Raw genomic sequence first — 15,329 nt, forward strand, 5'->3', positions numbered from 1 at the left:
TCACACAGGTCACACCCTCCGTGGTCGAGGGTTCGAGGGAGGAAGTCCGCGCATGAGCGAGAAGCGCCGAGGCCTGGGCCGTGGCCTGGGAGCTCTGATTCCGAGTTCCGGCACGGTCTCGGGTGGGACTGCCGCGCCGTCGCGTCCGGTTGACCTCTTCTTCCCCGAGTCGCGCAGTTCGAGTGAAGAGCGTGCGACGGCTGAGGAGACCGCCGCCCCGCAGAAAGAGGCTGAGGCTGCGAACTCGGCTGCGCCGGCAGCGGCTGAGGGGGAGCGTTCGACGGCGGCAGGGCTTGCCTCGGAGTCCGCCGCCCAAGTCGAGGAACGCCCGACGACGAAGCGCTCGCCTTCTCCGTCAAAAGGGTCGGGATCGCGAAGCGGTTCCGAGCGGCGCAAGAGCACGTCCGAGGAAGGCCCTTCCTCGTCTGCGGGCGGATCGGGCGAAGATGAGCTCGATCTTGTCGAGGTTCCCGGCGCGCAGTTCGCCGAGCTTCGAGTCGGTGACATCCATCCGAACCGCAAGCAGCCTCGCAGTGTCTTCGATGAAGACGAGATGGCTGAACTTGTGCACTCAGTTCGCGAAATTGGCGTTCTTCAACCGATTGTCGTCCGTCGATCAACCGAACCTGGTAGCGAAAGCTACGAGCTCGTCATGGGCGAGCGTCGCTGGCGCGCCGTTCAACAAGCCGGCCTCGAGACGATACCCGCCATCATCCGTGACACGAGTGATGACGACCTCTTGCGCGACGCACTCCTCGAGAACCTGCATCGCAGCCAGCTCAATCCGTTGGAAGAGGCGGCCGCGTACCAGCAGCTTCTCGAGGACTTCGGGACGACCCATGAAGAGCTTGCCGACCGTATTGGTCGCTCGCGTCCGCAGGTCTCCAACACGATTCGCCTTCTGCGCCTTCCGCCGCTTGTGCAGCGGCGCGTTGCCGCGGGTGTCCTTTCCGCCGGCCACGCCCGCGCGTTGCTTTCTCTCCCAGATGCCGGGGCCATGGAACGCGTCGCGCAGCGCATCGTTGCTGAAGGCCTCTCGGTGCGGGCCACGGAAGAGGCCGTTGCCCTGTATCAGGACCCGGGGGAGCCTCGCCGCAACAACATCCCCAAGCCGAACGCTCGGCACGAACGGCTCGACTTCCTGGCCTCGACGCTTGCCGACCGCCTCGACACGAGCGTGAAGATCACACTCGGTGCTCGCAAGGGCCGCGTGAGCATCGAGTTTGCGAGTGTTGAGGATCTGAATCGCATCATGGGTGTTTTGAACCCGGGCGCGGAGTAGGCGGAGTATTCCCTCCGGGGTCGCGATGACAGGGCCTCGTCCGTTATGGGCGGGGCCCTTGTCATGTGCAGAGGGCTGTCGCGGTGGTGCGGTCTCCTGGTCGTGTGGCTGGCCTGTTCGTGCGCCGGTGCCCGCGGATTGCTTGGGACTGGCAGCTCCTCCTTGCCGCTGAACGACACACGGTGCCTCTGCCGCCCGCATCGTTGCCTGACCTGCGCCTCGTCGGGCTGGTTTCAATGCACCTAGGGAGCCGTCGTGCGCCGCTCAAGAGCTACCGCGGATAGAAGCGCGCCGAGTGGTTTGCCGTGGGGTGCACTGCAGCCGGAAATGATCGACCACACCGGGGTCTCGCTGTCGGCGAGGGGATCGTTGAGCAGCAGTCGCACTGGACGTGGTGTTTCACGTGAAACATGACGTATGACTGCGGTCAGCTCTCGATGAGTTTCGTGGGGTTCGCCGCCAGCACGATGAGTGTCTTGTGTGAGCGGGGCCTCTCCACCTGGACCGGGTGTCGCGTGGTGAAGTCTCACCCATTGTGTGAAAGGTCGCCGATCCCTCCGTCCAGGGCGTCGTGGGTGCAGCCGCCAGAACGCGCCTGGGGCTGGTTCCACATGGAAGCTTGACGTGCGACCCAGCGATTTTGGGCCCAAGTTGAAGGAGTCAGGGCCTGCGCGTACGTCGTGGTCGCGACCTGCTCTACTCGGGCGCAGTGAGGGCCACCAGAGAGATAGCCAATGATCCGCCGGCCCGTATGTACCGACCCAATCCGGCCCAATGGTGCGCGGGTGGGTGCGGATTCCACACCGTAGCCGCGAAATTGGGGAGGGCGTCGGACTGCGGAGCCCGGGCCGTTCACTGAGGCCTGATGCTGACCGAGCAGGATCGGTTCGGCGGACGCGCGCAACGGAGCGGCGTGGGTGGTTGGGCGGGCATTGCGCTGACTCTAAGAGCGATTGATGTGGCCAGATCGGACTTGGTCTGTTGATCACGAGTGCCAGCCGGAGATCTGTGCATCAGGGCTAGGTGGATTCTGGAGCTGATGGGCTCATCGTGCCATCGGACGCGGGCACTTGAGTCAGGAGGCTGAATCGGCAGCGACTTGCGGTGTCAAGGGCGGTTCCAGGGGAGGCTTCAGGGCGATGGCGGGATGCTTGTCGTCTCGCTTGGGTTGCGAGCTGGCGGCGAATTGGGCGGTTCGAGCTCGGGTGTCGGCTGCGTTTGCGGCGGGATCGAGGGTAAGGCAACGCTGGCCGGGATCACCGTTCCGCAATGCTGGCCCGGACCGTAGAGTGGCAAGGTTCAGCCGGGATGGGGGTAGGCGACGGCCGGTCGGGGATGGTGTGCGGGAGCGTCGGGCGGGGAAGAAGTAGGGGAACGTTGGCTGGGACGGAGCACAGGGCGTTGGGTGGTGATGGGTTACGGCGACATCGGGCGGGGCCGCAGTACGGGAGCGTTGGGCTGGGACGGAGCACTGGGCGTTGGGCGGTGATGCGTTACGGCGACATCGGGCGGAGCCGGAGTACGGGAATGTTGGGTGTTGATAGGGTACGGCGACGTTGGGTGATGACGCAGTACGGGAACGATGACCGGGACGCGATATGGCAAAGCCTTCCGCGGCTGCTTTCCGGAACGCTGGCTGGAGCTGCGGTAGGGCAATGACCGGAGGGGCGTCCGGCGGGTGGATGGGTGGTCGGGGACTGGCCCGGTGCGGACGGAGGTGTTGGGAGATCTGGTCCGCGCTGAAGATTCTCCCTTGGCGAATCGACGGGTACCGATTCCTTGGCGGTTTCGATCGATGGATTGTGGTCGATTCCCCGCGGATTACGAAGAGACGCGTTCCGGAAAGGGTAGTAGCGAACGGTAGGCGCCGGTGGGTTTGTGCATGGCGGTAAGTGCCGACGTGTCAGCACTCGAGGATGAGGCCGGGCTCGCGGCGTCGAGTTCGGTGCCGGACCCACGGTGTGATACCGGGCTGCTGATCGATCATGGGGTAGCTGGCCATATCCAACGCTCGCACGCCGTTTTGTGCATCTGTCGCCTGACTACATCCTGTCACTGGTGTCTGGTCACGCCTTGGCTTGCTTTGGAGAGCGCCTCGCGTGGCTGCCCTAGCGGCAGTGGATGCTCGGCGGACCCGACATGCGTCGTCGGTTCCGGTCATCCATGGTCGCGGAACCTGACTCGGCGAGCGGCTTCTGCTGCCGGCTGTTCGTGTGGTTCCGAGTGGGATGGTGCCTGGCGTGGGCGGACCCGTAGCGAGTCCTCGCCGCCAGCAGGCGGTCCCATCGCGAGCTGGTTCGCGCGTGGGCGCGGGCATGGAGTTTGAAGAGCCTCCGTATCGGCTGGTGCGGAGGTGTACACCGACGTTTCCCATCGCAGAGCGGAGCTGTCCATGTTTCACGTGAAACATGGATGGTCGCCGGATTCAGGGAATTCAATCACGACGACCAATCCTTCTGCGCGCGCATCTGGGTGGTCGTGCATCGCTCGGGTGCCACTAGACACCCGAACCGTCGTGTGGATTTCACTGTGGATAACCTCATGCACCCGATTTTCGGATAGTGACAGGGACTGTGGATAACCGATGCGAAGGTGCTCAAGGCTGGATGGTTTGACGCGTCCGATGAATAGTGAGTTCCGTGTGATCAGAGCCCCGCGTGCAATTCGACAGGAGGCACGACGGTCCAGGGGCGACGCCGAGGTTGGGTTGCGGCGCTATCTAGACCTTGGAAATGCGCGTTTCCCGAAGGTTGAGGGGTGCTGTGCGTCGCCGCGCGCGGATTCTCCCATCCGTGACGTGGACTCGGCGGCCTGCGGCCGGGGACGTTAGCGCAGACGTCCTGATTGGGCAGCGCATTCCGGGCCCCCACTATCCACATGACGCGTTGCCCATCTGTGGATAACTGCTGTGGATACGCTTGTGGACAACTGTCAAAACTCCGAGTGACGACAAGGCACTTCGAGTACGGTTCTCACGGTACCTAAGAGCGACTGGTCCACCCGGGGGGCTTGGTCATCGTTCGGGTGCTGCGCCGAGGCGCGTGGGTTGGGCCGGGCAGATGTGCGCCTTCGCTGGTCCAAGGTACTGCACGGTTCGTTTGGCCGTCGACCAGTCCGTGCTCCGGACGACAGGTCACGCGACTCGCGTTGGCTCATTGCGCGGCCCCGGACGAGCCCGGAGTCCGGCGTGAAGGGAGGTGAACCGGCGTAGCGCTTCGGCCATTGCCTGTGGGCGTAGCTCCCAGCTGCTGTGGCGTCCACTTGGGGCAAAGCGCCGACATCTCGATGGGCACGTGCCTCCTGGCTACCCGGCGCGGCGGATCGCCCGACTCGGCCCGGGCAGGTGGGTCTTCAGAGGTAAGTAGGCGTGACACTGGCCTCCGTCCGCGGGTGCCCGGAGAGCGAGTGGATTTTGGCCACGGCGCCCACCATCGCACCGTGGACCGCGTCCTGTGTTCAGCGTGCCATCGCTGGACTCGCCGTTGTGTCCGTTGAGGGTCGACCGGGGCCATGTGGTCGGTGCTGCGAGGGATACCGCGTTCACCTGCCATGCCTACGGGCCGTCTGGGGCTCAACTCATTCCACGGCGCAGCGTCCTGGTGCGGGACGATGCTCAGTTCGTAGGGTGCCCGCGGTGCGAGGTGACGCCCCGCCGCTCGTCTGACCGCAGATGAGCCGCGCTGCCGGAGAGCCGCCGATAGTGGCTCTGCTTCCTCACGCGATTCTCTGCGTTACGAGTAGTTCGGCGGTTCGGTGTGCCGAGTTGGTGGGGGATTCCCCGGGATGACTCTGCTGCCAATCAGTCAGGATGAGTCGGACGTCTAAGCGTCGTCCGGCACAGCTGTTCAATCAGATCCCCATGCCTCTTGGGTTCTCTTGCCGTGCCTACCGGTGTGGGGCGTCACGCGTCCGTTCCATCGGAGCGAACTCGCGCCGCCGCTTCTGACCGAACCTGGATCAATACGCTGTCCATTCGGAATTAAGTGGCGGGAGGTCCGACAGTTCCTATGGTCTTCGGGCCCTATCGATCAGCTGGTTCGGGTCAGGCTAGGTTTCACGTGAAACATCGTTGGGCCGGTCCCACGGGATGGCTTCGTCCGCTAGGGCGCTGTCGGTTGGTGGGTGGGTCACGTTCGACGATCGTTGGGCCGCCGGCGGGACGAAGTGTCGGTGCTCGACCGAATCATTAGCGTAGACGCGGTGGGTCATTGGGCGCGTCTGGCATTCTGCTGGCAACCACAGTTTGACCGCGAGGCAGTGAGAATCACCCAGCCCAGGAACGGAACCAGGGTCAGATAAGGGCCTGAGCGGCTCCGCGGCTCCCAGCGACTCGCCCATGTCCATAGGTGTCCTCACATGAGGCATTCTGTGCGCTGCGGTACCGGGTAGTTGGAGTGCCAGCCATTTTGATCGTCCCAGACTCATGGATCCAACGTGTATCAGCTCGGGCCGGGCGCTGGCCCTGCATTCTGCAGATGACCGTTGGTTGTGTCGACGAGCTCGCTGCGCTGCCCCCGTGTGATCGAAGGGCTGCCGGGGCCTGCGGACTGGGGTTCGGGCGGCGACGCGGACGGGAATGAACCACGGCCTTCGCGACCCTGGCTCGAAAGGCCCGCCCCCGCCATGTGAGTCGTTAGCTGCGGGGAGCATTTGCACAGATGTCGACGGAAGGGGCAGCTTCGACGGTGGCGGTTTCGACAATGAGCGTCAAAGTTGCCCGATGGCCCCCGGCGGGCAACGGAGGTGGTCCGAGCTATTCCGCGTGATGGAGGGTAGCGAGGAGCCGGACCTTGCGACCGGCGGAAGTTCCGCTGGGGGAAGAGCTGAGTCGTGCCCACCAGCGGTTAGCGAGCCGTCGGGACCAGGGCGGCACGGCGCGCGGCTGGCACCTGGATGCGCACGCCGCGGGCTAATGACGTCTAGCTTCGCCAAAAAGGTAGACCTCTGCAGATCACTTCTCGAAAGCTGAGCGATGGGGTAAATGCTGGTCGACGTGCCGCACACCGGGCGGCGTGGCGGAAGCTGGTCGATGTGCCGGGTCCTGAGTGGCGTGGCGGATGCCGATCGGAGTGGCGGACGCTGAGCGATAGGGCGGACGCCGGCCAATGCGTCCGACCCCTGAGTAGCGAGGCGGAAGCCGGCTGATGTACCGCGCGCCGAGTGGTGTGGCGGAGGCTGGCTGATGTGCCGGGTCCTGAGTGGCGTGGCGGATGCCGATCGGAGTGGCGGACGCCGAGCGATGTGCTGCGCGATCAGCGTGACGGACGCTGAGCAATTGGGCAGACGTCGGCCAATGTGTCCGACCCCGAATAGCGAGACGGACGCCGATCGGCGTGGCGGACGTCGGTCCACACAGCGCCGGGTTCCCCGCCTCCCATATCGGCGACGGTGGCGAAGGATGTGGATTCAGAAGTAGCGACGCCTCGTCGTCCATTGGACGCGTCTCTCAGTGCCTCTGGGGGTGCTGGCGTGATCATCGTTGGCCCGACCATCGGTGACTCCTCGCTGAGGGGCGCGTGACGGCTTTTCAGGCGCATTGTGAGGATCATGATCTCGGCGGAGCAGTCCTCATCTTGGCAAAGCGTTCTGGACACACCAGCTGCGATGACGTTCTCCCGCGTCGTTGTGCACTCAGTCACCTCATGGCAAGCCATGGAAACAGAGGGATCCAATTGATCCCGAGCTTCGGGTCGCGCTTCGCACGAGCACGAGCCGCCTCATCGTTTCACGTGAAACAAAGGGGGCGCAGCCACCAGGCTGCGCCCCCTCAGATTCCGTCGAAACGGATGAGCTACTTGGAAAGGATCTCCGACCATTCCTTCTCGAAGTACTGCTTGGGACGGGCCCCGATCACGGTTCCGGTCACCTTGCCCCCCTCGAAGAGGTAGACGGCGGGAATCGATGTGATTCCGTACTCAGCGGCAATGTTCGGGTTGTCGTCGACATTCACCTTCACAACGTCGACCTGATCCGAGTATTCGACCGAGATGTCGTCGAGGATTGGACCCACCTTGCGGCACGGCCCGCACCATTCAGCCCAGAAGTCGACGATAACGGGCTTCTCCGAAAGAAGAACCTCATCGGTGAACTGGGCGTCGGTGACGTCTCTGGCGTTGCTCATGTCTGCCTTCCGATCTGTGGGGGTGAATTAGGCTTGCTGAGTGGCGAGGGTTCGCGCCTCGAGGTCTGCAAGGTAGTGCTCAACGTCGAGGGCGGCAACGCAACCGGATCCGGCTGCGGTAATCGCTTGGCGGTACGTGGGGTCGACGACGTCGCCCGCGGCAAACACGCCGGCGACACTCGTGCGGGACGAGCGGCCATCCACGGCGATCGTGCCGACGGCGGTCAACTCGAGCACGTCCTTGACAAGGTCAGTGCGCGGATCGTTCCCGATGGCGACGAAGATGCCGGTCACCGCGAGCACGGACTCCGATCCGTCCTCGATGTTGCGAAGCGCCAGGCCGGTGACCTTGTCGCCGCCGATGACATCGACGACTTCGCTGTTCCACGCGAACGAGATCTTCTCGTGCGCGAGCGCGCGGTCAGCCATGATCTTCGACGCGCGAAGAGAGTCGCGGCGGTGGACCACCGTAACGGTGCGCGCGAACTTGGTCAGGAATAGTGCTTCCTCCATGGCGGAGTCGCCGCCGCCGACGACAGCGATGTTCTGGTCCTTGAAGAAGAAACCGTCACAGGTCGCGCACCAGCTCACGCCGTGGCCCGAGAGACGCTTCTCGTTGGGCAGCCCCAGCTCGCGGTAGGCCGAGCCGGTCGCGATGATGACCGAGCGAGCAAGGTGCTCCTCGCCGTTCGCAAGGACCACCCGCTTGACCTCGCCCTCGAGGTCGACTGTCTCGACGTCCTCGAACTCGATCTGGGCGCCAAACTTGGCCGCCTGCTGCTCGAGCTTGTCCATGAGCTCGGGACCCTGCACGCCGTCCGGGAAGCCGGGGAAGTTTTCGACCTCGGTCGTGTTCATCAGTTCGCCGCCGGCGGTCACGGAACCAGCGAAAATCAACGGCTTGAGGTTGGCTCGCGCGGTATAGATCGCTGCGGTGTACCCGGCGGGACCGGAGCCCACGACGATAACGTCGCGGATGTCGGTGGCGTTGCTGTCGGCAGTGCTCACTGGCGGATGACCTCTTCTTCTGACGTGCGGGACTCGGCGTCCACAGCTCACAACGTGTCGACGAGCGCTGGTATTCCGCCGCTCTGTCGCCCTTCAAGGGTACCGAAGGCGTTCGTGGCCCGAGAGGATGTGAAGAAAAGCCGCCCCCGGAACCACATCCGGGGGCGGCTTTCGACGAAAAGGGGGCTGCGCCGTCGTCGTCCGGTCTATTGGATCTTGATCTCGGCAAGCCGCAGACCATACGGATACTGCGTCTTCGGAGCGGACAGCCTCGGCAGCGCCTTGATCTGAATGATCACGTATTGCGCCTTGACGGCGTTGGGCAGCGGAAGGACGAGCTTTTCGCTGTTGAAGGAGCTTGTCCCGGCAAGCGTCGCGCCGGTGAGATCGGGCTGTGCGTTGGTGTAGACACTGACGCTGCCGCCCGTTCCGCCGAGCTGGTCGAGCTCGACCTGCTTGATGTCGGAGACTTCCTTGAGCTTCACGGAGAGGGAGACGCTCTTGACGAGTCCGCCCCAATCCTCGGAGCCGAACTCCATGTCCGACCAGTATGTTGCCGGATTGCCGTCGAACGTCAGCGGGAGCTTCGAGTCGAACTGCGCTGCGAAGCTCAGCTCGCCCGGATTGAGCCGGGTCACCGAGTCGATGACGGGAACAACCGGCGCGGCGGGCTGGCTCTGCCCAGGGCTCGAGGACTGGCCGGCCCCGCCGGTCGTGGCCCCCTTGGTCCCGCCCGCCTGTGGTTGGAAGAGTCCGCCGAGGGTCGTGAACGCGAAGATGAGCGCCGCGATGAGGATGACCGCGAGGATACCGCCGACGAGCCACGGAACCGACTTCGGTCGGGTCGACTCGTCGTCCTCTTCGAGCTCGTCGTCCCGGTCGAAGACTCGTTCCGATGTGTTGCTCCAGGCCGCCTGCCGTGCGGCATTCGGGAACGTCGTTCCGCGGCCCTGACCCGACGGGGACGCCGCAGAGGCAGGCTTCTGGGCCGGCGGCTGAGGTGTGTAGCGCGGGGCTTCCGTCGGAGGCGGCGCGGCCGGTGCGGCCGGCGTGGCCTGCGTGGGCGCCGGAGAGGTGTTCTGAGACGAAGGCTCACCGGTCGCGGGCTCGTACCACGGGGTCACCTTGGGCTGAGAGGCCGCCGGGCCCTCGCTTCCGGCGTCGAGGCCATTCGCCGAACGGGGAGGCGCCGCCGGAGGGGGCGGAGCGGCAGCAGGCGGAACCGGGGGCGCGGCCCACTGCTGGCGCGGTGCCTGCGACCCGTTCGCCTGCGGAATCTGGCCTGTCGGCCCGCCCTCTTCCCCCTCCGGGTACTGGATGTAGTCATGCTGGCCGTGGTCGTACAGCCCGTTGTAGGTCTCGGGTTCGCGCGAGCGGGATTCGCCGAAGATCTCGCTGCCGAGGGTGTCCGTGAAGAACGGCTCCACATATGGAGCCTCCTGGGCGACGATGAGGTCGAGGAGATCGGCGGCCTCGGCGTGGTTCGTGATGAGATACGTTGCGCCGTGGCTGACCCCGAGATCGAGCACCTGGATGCCGACGTTGCGTTCGCCAACTGCGACTTCGCGCGCGCTCTGGGCGAGTTGTTCGGCGTTGTCCGGCGCTGAAACCAGGATGCTCACGGGACGGTTGAGGATCTGGTCCACTCCGTCGAGCACCAGGTCCCCGTCGTGCGACGTGACGATCGAGGACGTGACTTTATACCGTCCGCCCAACACTGTGCCGACGTCGATGGACTGGGACACGGGTACCTCCCTGGATAAAAGTCTGCCCCGGCCAGCCCGGACGTGCCGGGCCTATGTGCTAAGTCTTGATCCTAGCGGACAGGGGCCGGACGACTCTTTTTGACGGAGCGGATCAGATTTCCGGGAAATGCGGATTCCGCCCCGGTCGGCCTTGGTAAGTCCTCCTGCCGGGCAGGGTGCCGGGACCCGATGAGGGCGGCCGCGCGCGGTAGAAGCCCGGGTCGAACTGGCCCGAAATGCGCGGGATGATGCCCGTGTCGTCCGAGAGGGTCGGAAGGCTGTCGCGGAGCGCGTAGGCCGGCTCCGGCTCGCGCGGGTGGCCGGCGGCAGCACCCCCGTCGTCCGTCGCCGCACGCGCTGGAGCGGACGACGGCGTGGCAGCCGCCCGCGCGCCGAGTCGCCCCAGCAGGGGGCGCAGGAGATCCCGCAGCTCATGGACGCGGAAGATCCGCAGCAGAACGAGGTAGACGAAGAGCATTGCGACGCCGATGACGGCGATCGACACGAGGGCTGCGAAGCTCGAGCTCCAGATGAAGCCGTCCTTCGAAAGCCCGCCGAGGAGCCCCACAGCAAGGCCGCCCGCGAGGGCTGCGCCGGACGCGGCGTAGCCCATGCGGATGTACGAGCGGGCCACGGTGGCGCCGTCGAGATGGCCGAGTCGGCGCCTGAGGTACGCGCCGCTCAGGACGACGGAGAGGATGTTGCCCACCGTGTACAGGGCGGCGATGGCGTAGATGATGAAGCGCGCGGGAAGGAACTGGATCGCCGTGGCGCCGACGACGTTGAGGACGGCGAGCCATAGCTGGATCTTGAACGGCGTCTTCGCGTCCTCGTAGGAGTAGAAGACGCGGGACATCATGAAGTTCGCGCTCAGGAACGGGGTGCTGAGGGCGAGGATGCTGAGGGTCTGGGCGAGCATGACGCCGTCGGTCTTGTTGCCGCCCGAGAAGAACATGCCGAGCGGCGCCGCGAGGGCGAAGAGCGCGAGGGCGCTGAAGACGGTGGCGACGGCCATCGTGCGCAGACCGGAGGAAAGCGCTATCCGCACGCCGCGCCGGTCGCCGGACTGGGAGGCCTCCGTCATCCGGTTGAAGAGGACCGTCGCGAGGGAGAGCGCAATGATCGAGTGCGGCAGGAGATAGAGCTGGCTCGCCATCTCGAGCACCGTGTTGCCCGGGATGAACTGCCATAAGGGGTCGTTGGCCTCGCGCAGCTGTTCACGCGCGGCGCCCGGCATCGAGGCGACCCTCATGAGGTAGAGGAACGTGAGCTGGCCGACGGCCGTCGTCGCGAGCGTCCACGCCCCGATGCGCGCTGCCGCACCGAGGCCGACGCCGCGCCACCCGAATCGCGGCCGCAGCCCGAGGCCGAGCCGGGCCACCGGGATGAACAACATGGCTGTCTGGATCACGACGCCGACCGTCGAGGCGCCCGCGACGAGCAGCGTCTGCGGCGTGCCCCAGTTGTCGAGCGTGTGCTGATGCGCGTTGTTTGTGCCGAAGATCCAGATGAACATGCCGAGGCCCGCGATCGCGACGACGTTGTTCACGAGCGGCGCCCACATCGCGGGCCCGAAGGCCCCATGCGCGTTGAGGACCTGGGTGAGCAGGGCATACAGCCCGTAGAAGAAGATCTGCGGGAGGCACCAGTACGCGAAGACTGTCGCGAGTGCGAGCTGGGGCGGGCTGTACCCGGAGGTCGTGAGGCGCATGACAATCGGGGCGCCGATCGTCACGAGGGCGGTAAGGACAAACGTGACGATGACGCCCAGCGTGAGCAGCCGGCTGATGTAGTCGGCACCCTGGTCGGCAGCCCGGCTCGCCTTGATGATCTGCGGAACGAGGACGGTGTTGAAAACTCCGCCCGCGACGAGCAGGAAGATGAGATTCGGCAGGTTGTTCGCGTTGACGAACGTATCCGTGACCGTCGAGCCGAGGCCCAGGGCGTAGACGAGGAGGAGCTGGCGCAGAAAGCCGAGCACGCGCGATAGCAGCGTGCCGGCGGCCATGATCGCGCTTGATCGGGCCTCAGACGCCGGGGCCTTGGTTGCCATCAGGGGCCCGTCACTTCAGGAGGTGCTCCGGGAGCACTTCCCGGGCCAGATCCGCGATGCGCCGCTCGTTGGGGAACGAGAGCCGCCGCGAGAGTTCCGAGATCGGGACCCACGCGACATCGACCGCCTCTTGGTCGGGATCGTTCTCGATCGTCAGATCGCCGCCTACCGCCTGGAGAAGATAGTGGTGCACGGTCTTGTGCACGCGATGGCCCGTGACGGTGAACCAATAGTCGATGCTTCCGAGCGGCGCGAGGATCAGCCCGTCGATTCCGGTCTCTTCGCTGATCTCCCGGACTGCGGCGGTTTCGTTGGATTCCTTGCCCTCGGGATGGCCCTTGGGGAGGCACCACTCGAGCCGGCCTCCGCGATTGAGCCGCGCGATGATCGCGACGGGAAGGTTCGGATCGGTTGTATCGACGATGACGCCGCCCGCGGAAATCTCCTCAACAGTGGGAAGAGAGTGGATATAGGTTTGCCCGGCCGGCGCGACGTGCGGTCCGATCGCGGACGGCAGCGGCGCGCTCCTCCTCTTCTGAGGATCGCTCGGCAGCGGGATAACCATGCAGTCCACTCTAACCAAGAGAGCTCCCCGCGGGACCGTGCACGGCCTGCGCCGCAAGATCTGCCAAGCTTTAAGGACTATGGCAGGAGAAGAAGCGCAGGGAGCACGTATGACGGCGCCCGAGTCACCGTCCGTTCAATTCACGATTGAGCCCGTGGCGCTCGAACTCGGTCGGCGATTCGTCGATGCGGGCTTCGAGCTTTCTCTCGTTGGCGGCCCTGTGCGTGACCTCTTCCTTGACCGGCGCTCGCCCGACCTCGACTTCACGACGAACGCCACGCCCGACGAAACGCTCAACGTCATCAAGGGCTGGGCAGATGCCCACTGGGAGATCGGGCGAGACTTCGGGACCATCGGGCTGCGCAAGGCTGGCTTCCAGCTCGAAGTGACGACCTACCGCGCGGAAGCGTACGATCCCGAGTCCCGCAAGCCCGTCGTCGCGTTCGGAAGCTCGCTCGTCGGAGACCTCGAGCGCCGCGACTTCAGCATGAACGCCATGGCGCTCCGCCTGCCCTCGCTCGAACTCGTCGATCCGTTCGGCGGCGTCCGCGACCTTCTCGCCGGCGTCCTCCGCACTCCCGGAACGCCTGAAGACTCCTTCTCCGACGATCCGCTGCGCATGATGCGGGCCGCACGTTTCGCGTCCCAACTCGAGGTCGACGTCGCCCCCGACGTGCGTGCGGCGATGACCGCCATGGCGGGCCGGATCTCGATCGTCTCGGCCGAGCGCATCCGCGACGAACTCGTCAAGCTCATCAACGGCCCGGACCCGCGTGTCGGCATCGACCTCCTCGTCGAGACCGGGATTGCGGACATTGTCCTGCCGGAGGTGAGCGCCCTGCGGCTTGAAGTCGACGAGCACCACCGCCACAAGGACGTCTACCACCACTCCTTGACCGTGCTCGATCAGGCGGTCGCTCTTGAGACCGGCCCCGACGGCTCTGTGCCCTCGCCGGACTTCGTGCTCCGCTTCGCTGCCCTCCTGCACGACATCGGCAAGCCGGCGACGAGGCGCTTCGAGCCGGGCGGCGGGGTTTCCTTCCGCCACCACGACGTGGTCGGCGCGAAGCTGGCCAAGAAGCGTATGCGCGAGCTCCGCTTCGACAACGACACCATCAAGGCCGTCGCGAGGCTCGTCGAGCTGCACATGCGCTTCTACGGCTACGGCGACGCGGGCTGGACGGATTCCGCCGTCCGCCGCTACGTGACCGACGCGGGACCCCTGCTCGAGCGGCTCCACCGGCTCACCCGCTCGGATGTGACGACGCGGAACCAGCGCAAGGCTGATCGCCTCTCGTTCGCCTACGACGACCTTGAGCAGCGCATCGCCGAGCTCGCCGAGCAGGAGGAGCTCGCCGCGATTCGCCCCGATCTCGATGGCCAGGACATCATGGCGATCCTCGGGATCAAGCCGGGACCCGTCGTCGGCCGTGCATACCGCTTCCTGCTCGACGAGCGCATGGAGAACGGGCCGGCCACGGAGGACGAGGCGCGCGCGAAGCTGCTTGAATGGTGGGCGGCTCAGCCGGAGTCCGCCGGTGACGGAAATGCCGATGGGGCAAGCTCCGGTGCCGCAGAGAAGGCCGGCACGGCTGAGAAGAAGGAGAACGAGTGAGCGTCGAGGATTTCGGACTGCCCAAGCTGTGGCTCCTGCGGCACGGCGAGACGGAATGGTCGAAGAGCGGCCAGTACACGGGGCTCACGGACCTTCCGCTCACCGCTGAGGGCGAGGACCAGGCGCGCGAGGCGAAGTCGACGCTGGGCGGCGTCGACTTCGGGCTCGTGCTCACGTCGCCGCTCCAGCGGGCGCGGACGACGGCGGCGCTTGCCGGCTTCCCGGACGCGACCGTCGAACCGAATGCGGTCGAGTGGGACTACGGCGACTACGAAGGCATCCGTTCCGCCGACATCCGCAAGGAGAATCCGGACTATCTCATCTGGACGCACGGAGTTCCCCACGGCGAGACGCTCGACGACGTCTCGGCGCGCGCGGATCGGGTCGTCGAACGCGCGCTGAACTCCGAGGTGGAGAACGTCCTCGTCGTCGCGCACGGCCATTTCTGCCGCATCCTCACGGCGCGATGGCTCGGGCTGGCCCCGATCGAGGGACGTCACTTCCTCCTCGGCACCGCAAAGGCCTGCCGCCTCGGCTGGGACAAGAGGACACCGGCCGTCGAGGCCTGGGGACTTTAGGACATTCGCCTCCGGGGCGCGGCTCGGCCGGCCCCGAAAGCTGGCGGCAATTCGCGTGTATCGACGTGCTGATGGCTTCTGGCGCAAACACGAGTGAAATTTTCTCGTCGCGGGGTTGCGAATTCTTGTGATGCTGGGATAGCTTTACTGATGTGCCGTGGGGCTTTGGCCTCGTTATCGACTCGACGTCCGGCACGAACGCATATCGGCAGCAGAGGAGGGTGGACTCATGAAGGCAACCAAGGTTCTTGACCGTGGCTGGACCGCGTTTACGGTGGGAGGAGTCCGCGGACTGCTGCCGGTACGCGGCGCACGGCGAGGCTGAAGCCTGCCCTTTGCGCCGCCGCGCCTTCTGACACCGT

Annotated in this window: 8 protein-coding genes; 3 read left to right on the forward strand and 5 right to left on the reverse strand. The window is 65.5% G+C overall.

Translation table 11 applies throughout. The features are described from left to right. Positions 1-52 precede the first annotated feature (52 nt). Entirely contained in the window at positions 53-1,282 is a 1,230-nt protein-coding gene (locus RBS12_RS16560) for a ParB/RepB/Spo0J family partition protein (RefSeq protein WP_307967232.1), read from the forward strand. 5,791 nt (positions 1,283-7,073) lie between these two features. Here RBS12_RS16560 and trxA read toward each other — a convergent pair. The 5 genes from trxA to RBS12_RS16585 form a co-directional block, all read right to left on the reverse strand. Next, the gene (gene trxA / locus RBS12_RS16565; protein WP_307967233.1) at positions 7,074-7,403 is read right to left on the reverse strand and encodes a thioredoxin; all 330 of its coding nucleotides are present in this window, start codon (positions 7,401-7,403) and stop codon (positions 7,074-7,076) included. 27 nt (positions 7,404-7,430) lie between these two features. Further along, complete coding sequence (trxB, locus tag RBS12_RS16570) at positions 7,431-8,411, reverse strand: thioredoxin-disulfide reductase (RefSeq protein WP_307967234.1); 981 nt, start codon at positions 8,409-8,411, stop codon at positions 7,431-7,433. A gap of 206 nt (positions 8,412-8,617) precedes the next feature. After that, positions 8,618-10,156 carry an ABC transporter substrate-binding protein gene (locus tag RBS12_RS16575; RefSeq protein ID WP_307967235.1) on the reverse strand — a complete coding sequence of 513 codons (1,539 nt, stop codon included), beginning with the start codon at positions 10,154-10,156 and terminating at the stop codon, positions 8,618-8,620. Between the two features lie 112 nt (positions 10,157-10,268). After that, a complete protein-coding gene (gene murJ / locus RBS12_RS16580) occupies positions 10,269-12,209 on the reverse strand; it encodes a murein biosynthesis integral membrane protein MurJ (protein ID WP_307967237.1) in 1,941 nt (646 codons plus the stop codon). A 10-nt stretch (positions 12,210-12,219) separates the two neighbouring features. After that, positions 12,220-12,726 (reverse strand): NUDIX hydrolase, encoded by a 507-nt coding sequence (locus tag RBS12_RS16585; protein WP_373886549.1) that lies wholly within the window; start codon positions 12,724-12,726, stop codon positions 12,220-12,222. Between the two features lie 157 nt (positions 12,727-12,883). Between RBS12_RS16585 and RBS12_RS16590 the strand changes: the two genes are divergently transcribed. Together RBS12_RS16590 and RBS12_RS16595 are read left to right on the forward strand one after the other, a co-directional pair. Continuing rightward, the gene (locus tag RBS12_RS16590; RefSeq protein WP_307967239.1) at positions 12,884-14,389 is read left to right on the forward strand and encodes a CCA tRNA nucleotidyltransferase; all 1,506 of its coding nucleotides are present in this window, start codon (positions 12,884-12,886) and stop codon (positions 14,387-14,389) included. Beyond that, on the forward strand, positions 14,386-14,967 hold the full coding sequence (locus tag RBS12_RS16595) for a histidine phosphatase family protein (protein ID WP_307967240.1): 582 nt from the start codon (positions 14,386-14,388) through the stop codon (positions 14,965-14,967). The genes RBS12_RS16590 and RBS12_RS16595 overlap by 4 nt, the downstream gene beginning before the upstream one ends. Positions 14,968-15,329: the final 362 nt, after the last annotated feature.

Origin of the sequence: Sinomonas sp. ASV322 (assembly GCF_030908245.1) — a bacterium.
Lineage (GTDB): Bacteria > Actinomycetota > Actinomycetes > Actinomycetales > Micrococcaceae > Sinomonas.

Coding starts and splice junctions, on each gene's coding strand:
- murJ (WP_307967237.1), bottom strand. CDS start 12,209: ATGGCAACCAAGGCCCCGGCGTCTGAGGCCCGATCAAGCGCGATCATG.
- trxA (WP_307967233.1), bottom strand. CDS start 7,403: ATGAGCAACGCCAGAGACGTCACCGACGCCCAGTTCACCGATGAGGTT.
- RBS12_RS16560 (WP_307967232.1), top strand. CDS start 53: ATGAGCGAGAAGCGCCGAGGCCTGGGCCGTGGCCTGGGAGCTCTGATT.
- RBS12_RS16590 (WP_307967239.1), top strand. CDS start 12,884: ATGACGGCGCCCGAGTCACCGTCCGTTCAATTCACGATTGAGCCCGTG.